General features: G+C 54.9%; 17 protein-coding genes. 5 read left to right on the top strand and 12 right to left on the bottom strand.

Features of this window, described 5'->3' with window-relative positions; translation table 11 throughout:
* Window positions 1–45: 45 nt before the first annotated feature.
* From MW898_RS15875 to pyrE, 4 genes are all read right to left on the bottom strand, one after another.
* On the bottom strand, window positions 46–783 hold the full coding sequence (locus MW898_RS15875; protein ID WP_248908738.1) for a sporulation protein: 738 nt from the start codon (window positions 781–783) through the stop codon (window positions 46–48).
* A 179-nt stretch (window positions 784–962) separates the two neighbouring features.
* The gene (locus MW898_RS15880; RefSeq protein ID WP_248908739.1) at window positions 963–1,235 is read right to left on the bottom strand and encodes a glutathione S-transferase N-terminal domain-containing protein; all 273 of its coding nucleotides are present in this window, start codon (window positions 1,233–1,235) and stop codon (window positions 963–965) included.
* Window positions 1,236–1,309: 74 nt separating this feature from the next.
* Window positions 1,310–2,023, bottom strand: a complete 714-nt coding sequence (locus tag MW898_RS15885; protein WP_248908740.1) for a phosphoribosyltransferase family protein — start codon at window positions 2,021–2,023, stop codon at window positions 1,310–1,312.
* Between the two features lie 168 nt (window positions 2,024–2,191).
* On the bottom strand, window positions 2,192–2,713 hold the full coding sequence (gene pyrE, locus MW898_RS15890; RefSeq protein ID WP_248908741.1) for an orotate phosphoribosyltransferase: 522 nt from the start codon (window positions 2,711–2,713) through the stop codon (window positions 2,192–2,194).
* Window positions 2,714–2,955: 242 nt separating this feature from the next.
* Here pyrE and MW898_RS15895 point away from each other — a divergent pair, with 242 nt between their 5' ends.
* Entirely contained in the window at window positions 2,956–3,636 is a 681-nt protein-coding gene (locus MW898_RS15895) for a class I SAM-dependent methyltransferase (RefSeq protein ID WP_248909786.1), read from the top strand.
* A 155-nt stretch (window positions 3,637–3,791) separates the two neighbouring features.
* On the opposite strand, the gene MW898_RS15900 is transcribed toward MW898_RS15895, so the two are convergent.
* A complete protein-coding gene (locus MW898_RS15900; protein ID WP_248908742.1) occupies window positions 3,792–4,202 on the bottom strand; it encodes an HIT family protein in 411 nt (136 codons plus the stop codon).
* 210 nt (window positions 4,203–4,412) lie between these two features.
* On the opposite strand from MW898_RS15900, the gene MW898_RS15905 reads away from it, so the two are divergent.
* Both MW898_RS15905 and MW898_RS15910 read left to right on the top strand, forming a co-directional pair.
* Window positions 4,413–4,574: a hypothetical protein gene (locus MW898_RS15905; protein ID WP_248908743.1), complete on the top strand. Its 162-nt coding sequence runs from the start codon at window positions 4,413–4,415 to the stop codon at window positions 4,572–4,574.
* Between the two features lie 51 nt (window positions 4,575–4,625).
* A complete protein-coding gene (locus tag MW898_RS15910; protein WP_248908744.1) occupies window positions 4,626–4,976 on the top strand; it encodes a hypothetical protein in 351 nt (116 codons plus the stop codon).
* Between the two features lie 48 nt (window positions 4,977–5,024).
* Here the strand turns inward: MW898_RS15910 and MW898_RS15915 are convergent, their stop codons facing one another.
* The gene (locus MW898_RS15915) at window positions 5,025–5,801 is read right to left on the bottom strand and encodes a sulfurtransferase (protein WP_248908745.1); all 777 of its coding nucleotides are present in this window, start codon (window positions 5,799–5,801) and stop codon (window positions 5,025–5,027) included.
* Between the two features lie 240 nt (window positions 5,802–6,041).
* Here MW898_RS15915 and MW898_RS15920 point away from each other — a divergent pair, with 240 nt between their 5' ends.
* Window positions 6,042–6,893 (top strand): sulfurtransferase, encoded by an 852-nt coding sequence (locus tag MW898_RS15920; protein ID WP_248908746.1) that lies wholly within the window; start codon window positions 6,042–6,044, stop codon window positions 6,891–6,893.
* Between the two features lie 232 nt (window positions 6,894–7,125).
* On the opposite strand, the gene MW898_RS15925 is transcribed toward MW898_RS15920, so the two are convergent.
* Window positions 7,126–8,886 (bottom strand): cbb3-type cytochrome c oxidase subunit I, encoded by a 1,761-nt coding sequence (locus MW898_RS15925; RefSeq protein ID WP_248908747.1) that lies wholly within the window; start codon window positions 8,884–8,886, stop codon window positions 7,126–7,128.
* 201 nt (window positions 8,887–9,087) lie between these two features.
* The gene (locus MW898_RS15930) at window positions 9,088–9,546 is read right to left on the bottom strand and encodes a DUF6789 family protein (protein WP_248908748.1); all 459 of its coding nucleotides are present in this window, start codon (window positions 9,544–9,546) and stop codon (window positions 9,088–9,090) included.
* Between the two features lie 103 nt (window positions 9,547–9,649).
* Between MW898_RS15930 and MW898_RS15935 the strand changes: the two genes are divergently transcribed.
* The gene (locus MW898_RS15935; RefSeq protein ID WP_248908749.1) at window positions 9,650–10,285 is read left to right on the top strand and encodes a ferritin-like domain-containing protein; all 636 of its coding nucleotides are present in this window, start codon (window positions 9,650–9,652) and stop codon (window positions 10,283–10,285) included.
* Window positions 10,286–10,396: 111 nt separating this feature from the next.
* Here MW898_RS15935 and MW898_RS15940 read toward each other — a convergent pair whose 3' ends face one another.
* The 4 genes from MW898_RS15940 to MW898_RS15955 form a co-directional block, all read right to left on the bottom strand.
* Window positions 10,397–10,975 carry a DUF7090 family protein gene (locus tag MW898_RS15940; RefSeq protein ID WP_248908750.1) on the bottom strand — a complete coding sequence of 193 codons (579 nt, stop codon included), beginning with the start codon at window positions 10,973–10,975 and terminating at the stop codon, window positions 10,397–10,399.
* A 97-nt stretch (window positions 10,976–11,072) separates the two neighbouring features.
* Complete coding sequence (locus tag MW898_RS15945; RefSeq protein ID WP_248908751.1) at window positions 11,073–11,849, bottom strand: DUF7089 family protein; 777 nt, start codon at window positions 11,847–11,849, stop codon at window positions 11,073–11,075.
* A 146-nt stretch (window positions 11,850–11,995) separates the two neighbouring features.
* The gene (locus MW898_RS15950; RefSeq protein ID WP_248908752.1) at window positions 11,996–13,501 is read right to left on the bottom strand and encodes an MATE family efflux transporter; all 1,506 of its coding nucleotides are present in this window, start codon (window positions 13,499–13,501) and stop codon (window positions 11,996–11,998) included.
* A gap of 161 nt (window positions 13,502–13,662) precedes the next feature.
* On the bottom strand, window positions 13,663–14,532 hold the full coding sequence (locus MW898_RS15955) for an OapC/ArvC family zinc-ribbon domain-containing protein (RefSeq protein WP_248908753.1): 870 nt from the start codon (window positions 14,530–14,532) through the stop codon (window positions 13,663–13,665).
* Window positions 14,533–14,545: the final 13 nt, after the last annotated feature.

Here is a 14,545-nt window from a genome sequence, read left to right on the forward strand (position 1 = left end):
TCCCCAACGCAATCGCTACTTTCCGTTCGAGCGGGACCACACGGCTCAGGAGAAGCGTTCGAGTATCTCGCTGAGCTGATTTGCGATCTGGTTGCGGTCCGTGCTCCGAATGGTGATCTGTGTTTTCCGTTCGTCCATGTCAGTCATCTCGCTGAGCAGACCACCGCGACGGTCCACTTCGACAGTGACCGCAAGCGCATCAGAGCCCGCATCACAGACCAGTTCGATTTCGTCGACACGGCCAGCGAATGGGCCACTCTGGGGCCGGAATTCGAACTCCTGAACGAACGGTCTCCCCGTTGTGTATCGTCCATACGGGTCGGCTTGACACGCGGACTTTCGCAGGGAAAATCCGAGGTCCTCGGCCGCATCGAACAACGCCTGCATCCGGGGGGTCGGTCGGACGTCGAGATAATCCTTATCCTCAGGGTCAAGTGCGAGATCAATCTCCAGTTCCGTCTCGATCCAAACGTCGACTCGATCGATCGTTACCGGCGTGTTGTACGGAATCTCGATCGATGTCGTGCGGATCTCGTCTTGTCCTGGTCTGATCGTGAATCCATCAGAGAGACGCAGCCGGTCAATCGTTCCTTCTGCATACCCCTCTTCGGTCTCGTATCGAGTCTCAATTTCAAGATCGATAGCACTGATATCCTGTTCCGCGTTGCCGCCACTGATGTTGATTTCGGCGTCGATAGTCTCGCCGGGTGTAACTGTCGTAGAGGGCAACACAGTATCGACTGTCGCTGAGCCGATACCGATACTTGCGAGGATCTTCTTCATGGCTCAGATCGGTAGACGTAGACAGCCTATATGGAAGTTGCGCTGGTTCCCCTACCGAGGGTGAGAGACACCGACTGCGTGTATCGCACGAGAGAATACGTCTAGCAAATCATTAAGTTCGTTCTATAATATTCTACAATGAAATTCAGCTCCGTTTTGTCGCACAACACGCTTTGGTCTCAAGCGCCTGTTTCTGCTCGTTTGCTATCGCCGTAGGTTTTTTCGAGATACGCGATAATGTCACTCGATTCAGGCATTCCTTCGACGTCGTGTTCGTGGTCGACGAGCACTGGGACACCGGTTTGTCCGCTAGCCTCCTTGACCTCATCTCGGTCTGCGTGGGAGCGTGACACCAAGTGCGATTCGTACTCAAGCCCGATTTCGTCGAGTTTCTGCTTAACCTTCGAACAGAACGGGCATCCTTCGAGCTCGTAGAGTTCGATTGATGACATCGACGTGGGTACGTTAGCATCACATATAAAACACCGCTGGAGTGTGTCAAGCGTGTGTGATTGCTCTGAAGGATTCACACAATAGTCGTGAGGGAGTTCACAGGGGCGTCGATCCGTTCTCGAACAGTGTCGATACCGTCGGTCCCGACAGCGATGAGCGTGAACACGCCAACAACGGTGGCGTCCGCAAAGGCAGCGATGTCGAGGAGAAGTTCTTGGGTTTCTCCCGAGCGGATGAGATCGTCGACGACGAGCACTCGCTGACCCGAGCTAAGAGCGCTCGCAGGGAGATAGTACGTGAGTTCGATACCGCTTTCGAGCCGTGAACGCGCTTCGATGAACTCCTCGACAGCCGTTTCTTTCGACTGCTTCGCGTAGGCGATCTGAGCGTCGAAATACCGTGCCATCGCTGCTCCGAGCGTAATACCGTCGGTCGCCGCTGTCAGAACGACGCTCGGCTGTTCGAACGCGAACGCTTCTGCGACAGCGGGAGCAACGAGATCGAGAAAGGATTGATCGAAAACGAGTGAGGAGTTATCGACGTAGCCATCTCGATCGACGACGAGACGGGTATCCAACTCGGCAGCGAGGGTTTCGAGCCCCGTCTCTGCGAGAAGTACCCGTGCGCGCTCGGGACCAGGGAGAACGTGACCGTTGACGTACCGATTCAGATCGCCCGCCGAGAGACCGGTTGTCTCGGCCAGCTCGTCGTACGTTCGCGTCTGCTTGAGCATCCGGAGCACTTTCACCGCGCGCAACTGAAGCGTCGCTTTCTCCGCCCTGTTCATACGACTACTCGTCAACACACCAGTATGGATACTTCGATTGAGAAAGTGAGTGAGATAATCATCGGTGTGGAGTTTGAGAAGCGTACTCGTCAGCAAAATCACCCGCAGCGTGCAAATTCAGTTGTAACAACGTTGCTTGTTCCCACGATAGTGCAAATTCGGTGACGGTTATGAACTGTCCAATAGCTCGGAGGCTGTGAGGAGCGCTTCTAATTCGATACCTTCTGCTTTGAGCCGTTCACTCGCCCCCTCCTCGCGGTCGACGACCACGAGCACTCGGTTCACGGTGGCACCAGCTTCTCGAAGCGCCCCAACAGCGTCGATCGCGCTCTGACCTGTGGTAGCAACGTCTTCGAGAACAACGACTTCTTCGCCATCTTCGAGGACACCCTCGATACGATTCCCCGAGCCGTACTCTTTCGTTTTCTTGCGCACGATGACGTACGGAAGATCCGTTCCAACACTCGTCGCAGTCACGAGGGGAACCGCTCCAAGCGCAACTCCAGCGAGCTTTGACTCGCTGATGCGCTCTGCGAACGCGTCGGCGATGAGCCCAAGACAGTGCGGATCCGTCTCGAAGAGATACTTGTCCACGTAGTAATCGCTCGTCCCTCCATGAGAAAGCTCGAATGTGCCGAATTGTACCGCATCGACGGTCTGTAACGCTTCGATGAGATCCCGGTCAGCCATACGGAGGATGAGCGTGGGGTCGTGTTAAGCGTGTGGAACGGATTGGGAGTTCCAGTCGAAACGAAGGGGTTCGTGTGGTATCAACATGCGCAGACAGTGGTGTCTTTGGCGGGGGTCGGTGAGAGATGATATCGACTGTTAGTCGAGTCCGCGGACTCGACCCATCAGGACCGAAGACACCGACCCACTGTTCGAGAAACTTCGGGCGAACGAGTTTTGATCATAGCGATGAGAAGACCGATATGGGAGTCAGAGAGGAATTCGACGCGTGGGCGGCCGACGGCCGCGATCGAGGGATGGAAGAGCGCCACTGGCACACCGCAAAGCACGCATTAGCGCGGATGCCAGTCGAGACAGGCGATGTGATTCTCGATCTCGGTTGCGGGAGCGGATACGCTGGGCGTGCGCTCCGCGAGACGAGAGAGTCGGGACGTGTCTACGGATTTGATGGCTCGCCCAAGATGGCGCGCAAGGCTCGTTCGTACACGGAGGATCCAGCGATCGGTTACGTCGGAGGCGATTTTGACGACCTCCCGTTTGCGGACGACAGCTTCGATCACGTCTGGTCGATGGAAGCATTCTACTACGCCGCCAAACCGGAGAATACGCTCTCCGAAATCCTTCGTGTCCTCCGACCGGGCGGGACGTTCTTCTGCGCTGTGAACTACTACGAGGAGAACATTCATTCTCACGACTGGCAAGAGTTCATCAGCGTGGAGATGACCCGCTGGTCTCGGGCAGAGTATCGCAAAGCGTTCCGAACAGCAGGATTTCACGTCGCCGAACAGGACACCATCCCCGATCGTGAGATAGCTATCCCGTCTGAAAACGCGTTTCCAACCGAAGAGTGGGATACGCGCGAAGAGATGGTTGAACGCTACCGGGAGTACGGAACGCTCCTGACGGTCGGTGTGGCTCCGTAAACGACCCGCTCCGGTGTCTATCTACTGAATCACTTTTGACTGGTGTTTGTGGTCTGCAAATGGGCCATAGGTCGGCACACGAACGAACTACTCGGTTAACCATCGAACAGACAGAGCACAATCGTAGCCTCGGAGGACAAAAACGAACACGAAGTTCACAGTTCATCGCGGATTGCAACGGCAAGATTTCGTCCCGACTCGTCGGTCAGCTGTCCGTGTGGCCAGCGGAGGGTTATACCGTCCGCTTCGTAGCGTGGCACGATATGAACGTGGGCATGAAACACGTCTTGGCCAGCAGCCACGCCGTTCGACTGGATGATATTCAGACCATCTGGATCAACGATTGACTCGACAGCGCTTGCGACGCGCTGGGTAGTCCGGAATACGCTCGCTACGAGATCTGGTTCCATATCTGTCAGCGTTTCGTAGTGAGTCAACGGAACGACCAACGAATGGCCGGGAGTGGCAGGTGCAGCGTCGAGAAATGCAAGTGTGCTACCATCCTCGTAGAGACGAGAGGCGGATTCCTGCTCATCGGCGATATCACAGAAGACACATTCAGACATACGGAACACTGCAAAGCGATGAGGTAAATGCTTTCAAGAGAACGCAGACAGCTCACTGTCCAGTGATACATTCAAATCCATCGAGTATCACGGCTGATCGAACAAAACGAATGGAGGTTCACAGTATCGATCAACGATCGAATCGACGATCGACGTACGACCCATGCTAACCATCCAAACAGTCATACTACTGAACGTACAACGCGAGGTATGAACGCAAAACGTGTGCTCATCGTGATTGGTGCGGTCCTCGCGTTCTTGGCTGCTATTACGCTGTACCGGCAGCGAAACAGTTCTCGCATGCGACGTGAATCTGGCCCAACCCGAGCGCGATTAGACGATGGTCGAGAGGTCGGAATTGTGAAATTCTAGAAGAATACGGTCGATAGTATCTACTATACGCTCCGCTCGTGAACCAACAGTATGTTCGATGTCGGGATCCGACAGCATCGTCCGCTCTGGATCGTTTTGTCGCTATTCGTCGCCGGTGTCTTCGCCATTATCATCTGGAATCCAGTTCTCATCGCGGACTTTCCACTTGAGCAGTTCCTCGATTGGTACGCCGTGTCTGGACTGCTACTAGTAGGACTCACAGCAGCCATCGAGGGAGACACGATGTACGCGCTCCTGTTCGCGCTCTACGCGCTCGCGTTCACGCTTCTCGTCGCCACCGTGCTTCCCACCGTGATTGCCAAAGTCGGGGTGCTGGTCTGTCTCACGCTGAGTGTGGTCCTCGCAGACACAGTGAGGTTACTGGATCACGCCAGCACGTAGTACCACAAACAGTGGTGATACAATCGTACCGTACCGAACCATACCGTTCTATTGTGTCAGCGAGCCTCCTTCGCGTTCCCATTCAGTGAGGCTTCCCTCGTAGAATGCGAGGTGTTCGTATCCGAGATGTCGAAGAACAGTGTACGTATGGCTGATCCGCCGGGCGGTGTTGCAGTAGAGGACGATTCGCCGATCGGGTGTGATGTCGCGCGCTTCGAGGAGCGACCGGATCTCTGTCTCCGGTTTCAAGCCGCGTTCCTCTTGATTGACGAGTTCAAGCCAGTCCAGTTGAATCGCGCCGGGAATGTGTCCCTCTTCAAACTCCCATTCTTCGCGCGTATCGACGAGTATTGATTCAGGATCATCCATCGCACTCTCGACGGCGGTCAGATCGACGAGGGGACCATCTTCGACGAACGATGCCTCATACTCGACAGACGATATCTCAGGAGCGCTGCGACTCACCTCCTGTTCACGACTCCAAGAGCTATAATCGCCGTCTAACAGATGGAGTGACTCGCGTGAATGACCGTAGAGTTCGCACGTAACGAGAAACCGTGCAGCGAACACACCGTGCATGTCGTCGTAGGCGACGATCTCGTCTCCGTTTTCGATGCCAACACTCCCCACTAACTCGGCAAACGCCGCTGCCCCCGGAAGCATCCCCCCCTCACCATCCTCCTCTGAGCGGAACGAATCAAACGGAACGTTGACTGCGCCCGGAAGGTGTCCGATGCCTTCATACTCCCATGCATCACGAACATCGACGAGATGCACTCCATCGAGATGATCGCCCACCCACTCATTGTCGACAATTGTGTCCATATCGTTGCTATGTGTCTCACGACTTCAAGTATTTACTACTAGATCCATCAGAGTTAGCGGGTAATATCTCCGGTATAACGTAGTGACACCATCAAATATACCCAGAGAAGAGCGAACCGCTGATGCATCCAATATATATTCATCCCTGAATAGGAAAAAATTTCTGGTACAGGTGATGAGCGGCGAAACGGGCCGGCAGTAATACGGATATACCAATTGGGCCGTGAGTACAAATGTACCATGAGTGATTACGCGAACGACGTGCTCGTTACGGCCGATTGGGTCGACGAGCATCTCGATGACTTCCAGAGTGATGAACCGGACTACCGACTCGTAGAGGTTGACGTTGACACCGAGGCATACGATGAGAGCCACGCCCCCGGTGCCATTGGCTTTAACTGGGAAACCCAGCTGCAAGACCAGACGCGACGCGATCTGCTCTCGAAGGAGGAGTTCGAGTCGTTGCTCAGCGACCACGGGATCTCCAACGACTCGACGGTCGTCCTCTACGGTGACAACTCGAACTGGTTTGCTGCCTACACGTACTGGCAGTTCAAGTACTACGGCCACGACGACGTGCGACTGCTCGATGGAGGCCGCGATTACTGGCTCGACAACGATTATCCGGTGACCGAGGAGGTCCCGGAGTTCCCCGAACAAGAGTACAGCGCGAGCGAGCCCAACGAGGATATTCGCGCGTACCGATCGCAGGTCGAGTCGGCGATCGACGACGGCGTCCCGCTTGTCGACGTGCGCTCGCCCGAGGAGTTCAGTGGCGAGATCCTCGCACCTCCGGGACTGCAGGAGACGGCCCAGCGTGGCGGTCACATCCCCGGCGCGAGCAACGTCTCGTGGGCTGCAGTCGTTCAGGACGACGGCAGATTCAAGAGCGCCGACGAGCTGCGCGAACTCTACGGAAGTGAGGGAATCGAAGACGAGGAAATCGTTGCTTACTGTCGGATCGGTGAGCGCTCGTCCATCGCGTGGTTTGCACTCCACGAACTGCTCGGATACGACGACGCCGTCAACTACGACGGTTCGTGGACCGAGTGGGGCAACCTCGTCGATGCTCCCATCGAGACGGGCTCGTAAACGGCTGGACACGATCTTCTTATTTGATCCAGATCAACCAGTTCCGACAGCAGGGAAGACGATTCAATTGACGACGCGCTGATCGCTGATTGAGTAGATCGTTTCGCGATTCACTCGATGAGGGCGAATCGTCCGTCCTCCGACCCGATTTACTGACAGAAGAGATCGATTTCGTGTCCTTGCCGGTCGGGTGATACGTACTGGAGTCAATATGCGAACGAGACACAAGTTGTCACTCTCCTCGAATTTTCCGTCGTCGCTCTTCGAGGCGCTCCTCGAACCACTGCCATTCGCGAGTGAACTGATCAATCGACTTCAAATTCCAGACATCCGCATCCATCACGACCGGACCAATACGGTAGGATTGGATCATATTGTACAACCAAATGATCACACCAGCGAAGATGAGGAAGGCACCGATCGTCATCATCTGCTGAAGGGATGCAAACTGTTCTGGATACGTCGCGTACCGCCGCGGCAGTCCCAATGCTCCGTTGATGAGCATCAATCCAAACGCGATGACGGTTCCGACAATGCTGAGCCATGCGTGGACTTTCGCCAGCAATTGATCGTACATCCGGCCGGTGAGGAGAGGATACCAGTAGTAACTCGCAGCAAATGCTGCAAAGGTGATGATCCCCACCACGATGAAGTGGAAATGTCCGACGACGTAGTAGGTATCGTGATAGAGGAGATCGATCGGGATCGCCGCGAGGAACACGCCCGTGACGCCACCGATAATGAACGTCCCGATGCCACCGATACAGAACAGCATCGGTGCGGTGAGGCGGATGTGTCCTTCCCACATTGTCGTCATCCAGTTGAACGTCTTGACAGCACTCGGAATGGCGATTGCGACTGAAACGGCCATGAAGCTAGCGCGTATTCGTGGATCGATCCCCGTCGTAAACATGTGGTGCGCCCAGACACCAAAGGAGAGGACACCAATCGCCAGCGTGGAGTAGACGATGAATTTGAAGCCGAACAGCTTCCGTCCCGAGAATTTCGGGAGAATGAGACTCACCAGCCCAAACGCTGGCAACACGAGGATGTACACCTCTGGGTGGCCGAAGAACCAGAACAGGTGCTGCCAAAGAAGCGGCCCGCCGCCGTCGACTGTAAAGAACGTCGTCCCAAAGTTCCGGTCCAGCAATAGCATGATTAACGCACTCCCGAGCAATGGGAAAGCGAACAGAATGAGACCGCTGGTCGTCAGCATCGTCCACGAGAATATGTCGAGTGTCGACCACGACACGTCATCGCTGCGTTCGGTGAAGATCGTCACGATGAAATTAATCGCAGCAAGCAGGGTTGCGATCCCGCTCAGGTGAAGCCCAAGTAACATCAGATCAATCTGTGGATTCACCATCTGTGTCGTCAGAGGCGTATACATCGTCCAGCCTGTTCCCGGGGGTTGGAGCGCGAACAACGACGTGATCGAGAAACCGATCACGGCGAGTGCCTTAGCGATGATCTCTGTGATCAGCCCCGCGCGCACAAGGAGATACGCCGGCGGGAGGATCCAAAAAGCGATGGCGTTGATACGAGGATAGGCCATATCGTCTGCACCGAGCAACAACGGGAGGAAGTAGTTACCAATACCGGTGAACGCAGGCGTGACGAAAAACAGCAACATCGTAAGCCCGTGTGTTGTAAACAGGGCGTTGTATGTTACTGGATCCCATGGGCCCGCTCCCGGTGTAAGCAACTCGGTTCGGATCATCATCGCGTCAGTTCCACCCCAAAGGGCGGTCGCGGTTGCGAACACGATGTACATGATTCCGATATCCTTGTGGTCAACACTGGTTACCCACCGAAACAGTCCAGACGGTTTCTCGTTCTCTGTTTCGGTCTCACCACCAAGCAAGTATCCACCGTCTGGCACCGCCAGCGTCGGAGGCCAGCCGTTCCGCATGGCAAGCACAACAGCAAGTGTGAACAGGAGACCACCGACGACCGCAGCGCCCGAAAGAGAAACTGTCGGAATATTCATGTGTGTGCTGGATTATGGCCGAAGCTACAGGCGCACAATGGAAATAACTGTGCGTTCTCATCAGAATAAGTTGATTCTATACAATACGTAGGAGATGTTGTGATGTCACGCTGGCCAGTAATACTTTAAAATACGGTTACAATAACGGTACAGTGTAGCCACCAATACAGGCACGATAGGCTACAGCGTTGTGTGGCTCGATCAAGCTGTGTCAGCGACGTTTTCCTCACGGAGGCTCGCATAGACCGCTCCGAGCGTGAATCCGTACGCGAGGTGAGCAAGCAGCGTCAGTCCCGCATAGACAATGATGAGTGGCCAGCCAATGGAGCCGCGACCGGCGATGACAAACGCTAGCCAGAGAACGAACGCGAACACGATCCCGCGGGCAGCCGGATCCGGACCACGGGGGATGTACGGTTCGAGTGCGATGAACAGTAACGGCCACGCGAACACTCCAGCTGCTACGAAGAGCACAAATCCAATCAGAATGTTATTGGGGAGTCCAACGAAGCGCGCAATAGCATCGAAGATGTGGACTTGGCTCCGAGTCTGGACTTCGAGCAGAATCATCAGCAACGATAAAATGGCCGTGCCGGCGATACCACCGGCAATGGCACTGGACGGACGATTCATCTTTGCCATTCCAACGTAGTCCTCCATCAAAAGGCTGACTCAGTGCTGACCTCAGCAGCTCTGACTCGACGATTGTCCCAACAGTGCCGATGCCGGAGAGTACAAGCCACAGGCGAAAGTACAGCATTGTATGACAGTCGAATCGGATTCGTTCGTAGAAGCTGTGAGGGAGGAGAACAGGACCGCTCTTTCGCGGCTCGGCTCGTCGAAGGCGCTGTACGCCGACACGCAGGGAGAGATGGAAACCGAAGAGGTGCTTCAGGCTGGTGCGACAGCAGAACAAGCCGCGATGGCGACGTTCGAGCAGTGGGCCGACACTGAAGACGGAGAAGCTGCCGACGTATTCCGCGAAAGCGCAGCCGAAGAACAGGAACACTACGACACCGTACGTGATCAGCTCGATGCTCACGATGCCGATGCAAGCGAACTGCCAGCAATTCAAGCGTATCTCCGCGATTTGGATGATACGATCGCGCGAGTAGGTGGGTTCATCGGACGAACGCTCGCGGCTGAGAAATCAAAAGAGCAGATGACTGCCTTTTTTGTCGGACAAGCAGACCCACAGACATCACAGCTCTTCCGTGAGATGGGTGACGATCTCGACGCACAGCTCGAACGCGGTCTTGCGCTCCTCGAGTCGTGCTGTGAAACCGATGAAGACAGAGCACACGCACTCGAAGCAGCCTCCGGTGCAATTCAAACAGCTTACGAAGAGTACACCGATCGACTCGAAGGGATGGGCGTAAATCCGAAGCCAGTCTGTTAACTCCCCATCCGCTCTGCTGTCCAGAACCAATCGATCGCAGTGGCTACTCACGTCACGGATTCGTTCTGACTGCGGCCCGACGGATCACCGGGCCGCTGAAGAAGTAATGGTTTAGAATTGACAGCTCACCGTTCCGTCTTCATCGAGATCGATGACACCGTCGAACAACTCTCGGTGCGCATCGAGTTCTGTAGCTGCGTGGACTTCTTCTGCGAAGTGAAAGAGGCCGACCGCATCGTGTTCTTCGAGGAGCGTGAGGATTCGCTTGATCGCTTCTCGTGCGCGCGCTTCATCAGCGTAGTAAGCCATCTCCGTGACCGAATCAATGCTAATGCGGAGCTTCCCGTCGTGGGTTTCAAGGAACTCTCGAATGGCAGCGATCATACCATCGAAGTCGTCCGGCGAGGAGACGTAACGTACGTTGTCGCTCGATCGCCGTGAGTATCCTCGTTCAATAGACAGCGTATCGAGAATGACAGCTTTCGACTCATCAACTTCATAGTATTCGAGTTTTTGTTTGACTTCTCGGGCGGTTGTGCGCGTCGAGAGAATGAACAAGTTGTCAGTGTCGGTCTTGAAGAAGTCAGTATCGAGCCGGTCAGTTTCTCCAGTACTCGGGTGTAAGAGCATAATTCCGGTACCAGCCGGAACAGTTTCGGGTGCGTTCTCAATTGCGAGACGATAATCCATACATCATTCCCGGTCGGCGTACTATTAACTTTTCATGAAGTGTACAGCACTCACGAAGAAGGAATGAATGTTGATAGGTCTTGACAATCCTGAACTATCAATCATATATGTTTTCAAATATCTTCCGAGTCCACGCGACGGCATATTCAGGTCCGGTTTCGTGGTATGCTGTCGTATCGAGTGCACCGAAGGGGGTCGGAACGTCGAGGTCGTGTTTCAGCGCACTACAGCCGATTTCTGCCGCAGTCGAGAGGCCTGAATCGGTTGCGATCTCGCGAGTGAGATTAGATAACCGAGGCTCAAGGCGTTCTCCTGCATCAGTCCACGCATCATAGAGGCGAGGAGCGGTGTCTTCCCACGACTTGAAGACAGATCGAGTGTGCAGCCCGAGGTAGGCCTCGTACAGGGCAGTCGCCAATTGGTAGGTTTCAGCCGGCGAGAGTCGGGCCCCCGCGTCGAGGTCCCGATACTGTTCTCCGAAAAAGCCGATGAAATGTTCAGGTCTTCCCAATCCGGCTTGTACAAACGCTTCGGCAATGAGGAAGTCAACGAACGAATCGGGTGATCCCTTCATTCGTGCCTTGATGAACACCGTCGGCGGTTCGGTTTGTGCCGTCCACGTTACACCACCGTCGCCGGGCATTCCGATAGTGAAGCTGCTTCCGACGTACTCACGGAGCTGTTTGGGACATTTCGGTGGAAGCCACTCGTCAGGGTACGTGACTGGATCGAGCGCATCAACAATGATTCCAAGTTCCTCGGCTTGTGACGGTGGAAGTGTCTCGAAATCAGGAGTGTCAAAGACAAGCGTGCCTGGAACATGCTCGTCTCGGACTGATGCGAGGTCGTCCGGAAGATCGCGGCGAGTAAACATCAGACGACGATGGTACCAATGAGAGCGAGTGCAGCGAGAGTAGAGCTCCCGACAGTTGCGATGACGATTTTCGTTGCGTCACTCATACTCGTGTCTCCAGTGGCGAACGCTTAACACTGTTGTGTTACGACACGTGACGGACGGTTTCAGTCACTGATTTTCGGCGACCGGACGCTCGTTTGCCGAGCAATCTTCTTCCACGCACCCGTGTGAAACCGAACTGTGTTCACCACCGCTTTGACGTAGATGTCAGCGAGAATGGCCACAAAAAAAGCGAGATATCCGAGATCCAGCCCTGGTGAGATGGCGATCTGGCCGATGGTGATAGGGATTGGATCGAGCGCAAGCGGTCCGACTGCGAACCCGTAACTGGCCGGAAGAGCAAGTGTGGCGATTGGGAGTTTGAGAAGATACGAACCGGTGAGCGTTCCATAGAACGGCCAACGGGTATCACCAGCACCACGAAGGCCGCCTCGCATTGTCCGAGAAATCGAGAAACCAGCCACACCGAGACCGAACACACGGATGAACGCGACAGTGAGATCGACACTCTCAGTTCCGAACACGAGCGCGATCGGTCGAGCTGTGAGTGTAATTCCGACGGCCACGATCAGTTGCGTTACGAGGGCGAGTCGAGTCGTTTGCCAGCCGTATGCGGCCGCGCGGTCGTCCTCGCCCTGACCGATATGCTGACCGACGAGTGTGCTTGCCGCGGTTGCGTACCCCCACGCGGGCATCATCGCTAGCAAAATCACGCGACGGCCGATCGCGTAGGCCGCAACGGCTTCTGTTCCGAGGACACCGAGGAGAAAGAGAAACGGAAACCGACCGAACGTTCGTGCGAGACGTGTTCCAGCGAGCGGGAGCGCAACACGAACGATTTCGCGCATGATTGTCCAATCGAACATCGTTCCCCCGAGTCGGAGACGGATCGAGCGGCGACCGTTGATGAGCAGTACGAAGAAAATTGACGCCGAGAGAGTGTTTGCAGCGAGGGTTCCGACAGCAGCTCCGACAATTCCGAGCCGTGGGAACGGTCCAATGCCAAAGATGAGAGCGGCGTTGAGCACGATATTCGTTGGTAACGAGACGAGGCGGACGTACATCGGCGTTCGAGTATCACCAACGCCCGCGAGTGCGCGCGAGGCAACCATCCCCCAAAACCGAGGGATGATGCCAAGCATCACGACCTGTAGATACGCAGCCCCGAGGGAGATCGTACGAGGTTCGTTGCTCAGAACGCCGATCAGTTGTGGAGCATATATCCAACTCACGACGGTGATCGGGACAGCAATACAAAGCGAGAGCCACAGCGATTGTTTGACCGCCGTGTCAGCCTTGTCATACTGTTCTGCTCCAGTATACCGCGAGACGACGCTGATTGTTCCACTGGTCAGCGCAAGCGACAGACCAAACGGAATGAAGTAGTACTGAAACCCGAGTTCGATAGCCGCAATCCCTGCGTTACCCAGTGCGAGACCGACGAACACGAAATCGGACATTCGAATGAGCACGCGAAACACACCCGAAACCATCGCGGGCGCTGCGAGATCGAACGCTTCTTCTCCCATTGTTCGGTCGATGATTCCAAACCGCGAAAGCATCGCCGGAAACCACATGAAAAACGACCTTATGTCAACACGGAAGACCATCAGTCGATTCACGGACTCCGGCATAGTATGACTTCTGGCTGACCGTACTACCTCTGGAATCCACTACTCAAACGAACAATAGTTAGTGATTATAATTTAAATTAAATTTGGTTTATATGTGTAGAATCTGATATTAACACTGACGTTGCGTTAATTGGGGGTCACTCGTCATTGCCGCCGCGCCACGATTCAGGCATTTGGATCACGTAGCGACCGTTTTCACGGAGTGCAATGATATACTCATCACGGTTGTAGAGTTCCATCAGATTGAGTTCGTACTGTCCGGGTGCGAGAATCTTGATGCTCTCGAACTGATCGTTGAGCTCCTTTCGAAGTTCTTCGAGATCGGGCTGGTCACCAGTCGGCTCGCGGACAACGCGACCGTTGCTCGGTGGTGGAGACTGCCGAGTTGAATCGACAGCAGACGTAGACGTAGACGCAGAAGAAGATGAGTTTGCGGAAGAATGAGGAGGGAGTTTATCGCGAGAGACGAATTCTGACCGAGCGTTCGCTTGTGCGGTGTCTTCCGATCCGTCTGTGCTGTGGTTGCCATCCTTCGCCAGCACGTCGGCGTCGTGTCCGTTTTCGTCGATAGCCGCTCGACTCGCGCTGTGCTCTTTATTCGATTCTTCATCGTCAGAAATCGCATCCGCTGTCGTCTCGTCTATTGAATCCGTCGCGTCTGATGCTGATGCTTTGACAGGGAGTTTATTTGGTTCCTCGGCGGAGGAGTCTTCACCGGTTGTGTCTTCTGTGACACCGGATTCATCTGTTGTGGACGATCCGCTCGACATCCAGCCACGAACGGTCGACGTTGCACGGCCTACGTGTTTTCCGACGCGTCCCCCATTCGGAGCTAACGATGATTGAGGAGGTGAGGGAGCGGCAGATTCATCGGGAGGAATTTCGGAAACGTCTGTATCGGCTGGGTGGAATTGGAACGTCGTTCCACTACACTCGGGACATCCCGAGAGCATTTCTTTCGATCCATCCTCGAACACGTAGCCGCAAGTCGTACACTGATGTGGCATACTGGTGTGGCAT

This window comes from Halocatena marina (assembly GCF_023276375.1).
In the GTDB taxonomy this organism is placed as follows: Archaea; Halobacteriota; Halobacteria; order Halobacteriales; family Haloarculaceae; genus Halocatena; species Halocatena marina.

Bases quoted from the DNA above. Each gene is read 5' to 3' on its own strand.
- MW898_RS15950 (WP_248908752.1), bottom strand. From the start codon at position 13,501: ATGGTCTTCCGTGTTGACATAAGGTCGTTTTTCATGTGGTTTCCGGCG.
- MW898_RS15915 (WP_248908745.1), bottom strand. From the start codon at position 5,801: ATGGACACAATTGTCGACAATGAGTGGGTGGGCGATCATCTCGATGGA.
- MW898_RS15895 (WP_248909786.1), top strand. From the start codon at position 2,956: ATGGGAGTCAGAGAGGAATTCGACGCGTGGGCGGCCGACGGCCGCGAT.
- MW898_RS15875 (WP_248908738.1), bottom strand. From the start codon at position 783: ATGAAGAAGATCCTCGCAAGTATCGGTATCGGCTCAGCGACAGTCGAT.
- MW898_RS15930 (WP_248908748.1), bottom strand. From the start codon at position 9,546: ATGGAGGACTACGTTGGAATGGCAAAGATGAATCGTCCGTCCAGTGCC.
- MW898_RS15900 (WP_248908742.1), bottom strand. From the start codon at position 4,202: ATGTCTGAATGTGTCTTCTGTGATATCGCCGATGAGCAGGAATCCGCC.
- MW898_RS15880 (WP_248908739.1), bottom strand. From the start codon at position 1,235: ATGTCATCAATCGAACTCTACGAGCTCGAAGGATGCCCGTTCTGTTCG.
- MW898_RS15945 (WP_248908751.1), bottom strand. From the start codon at position 11,849: ATGTTTACTCGCCGCGATCTTCCGGACGACCTCGCATCAGTCCGAGAC.
- MW898_RS15925 (WP_248908747.1), bottom strand. From the start codon at position 8,886: ATGAATATTCCGACAGTTTCTCTTTCGGGCGCTGCGGTCGTCGGTGGT.
- MW898_RS15935 (WP_248908749.1), top strand. From the start codon at position 9,650: ATGACAGTCGAATCGGATTCGTTCGTAGAAGCTGTGAGGGAGGAGAAC.
- MW898_RS15885 (WP_248908740.1), bottom strand. From the start codon at position 2,023: ATGAACAGGGCGGAGAAAGCGACGCTTCAGTTGCGCGCGGTGAAAGTG.
- MW898_RS15905 (WP_248908743.1), top strand. From the start codon at position 4,413: ATGAACGCAAAACGTGTGCTCATCGTGATTGGTGCGGTCCTCGCGTTC.
- MW898_RS15910 (WP_248908744.1), top strand. From the start codon at position 4,626: ATGTTCGATGTCGGGATCCGACAGCATCGTCCGCTCTGGATCGTTTTG.
- MW898_RS15920 (WP_248908746.1), top strand. From the start codon at position 6,042: ATGAGTGATTACGCGAACGACGTGCTCGTTACGGCCGATTGGGTCGAC.
- MW898_RS15940 (WP_248908750.1), bottom strand. From the start codon at position 10,975: ATGGATTATCGTCTCGCAATTGAGAACGCACCCGAAACTGTTCCGGCT.
- MW898_RS15955 (WP_248908753.1), bottom strand. From the start codon at position 14,532: ATGCCACATCAGTGTACGACTTGCGGCTACGTGTTCGAGGATGGATCG.
- pyrE (WP_248908741.1), bottom strand. From the start codon at position 2,713: ATGGCTGACCGGGATCTCATCGAAGCGTTACAGACCGTCGATGCGGTA.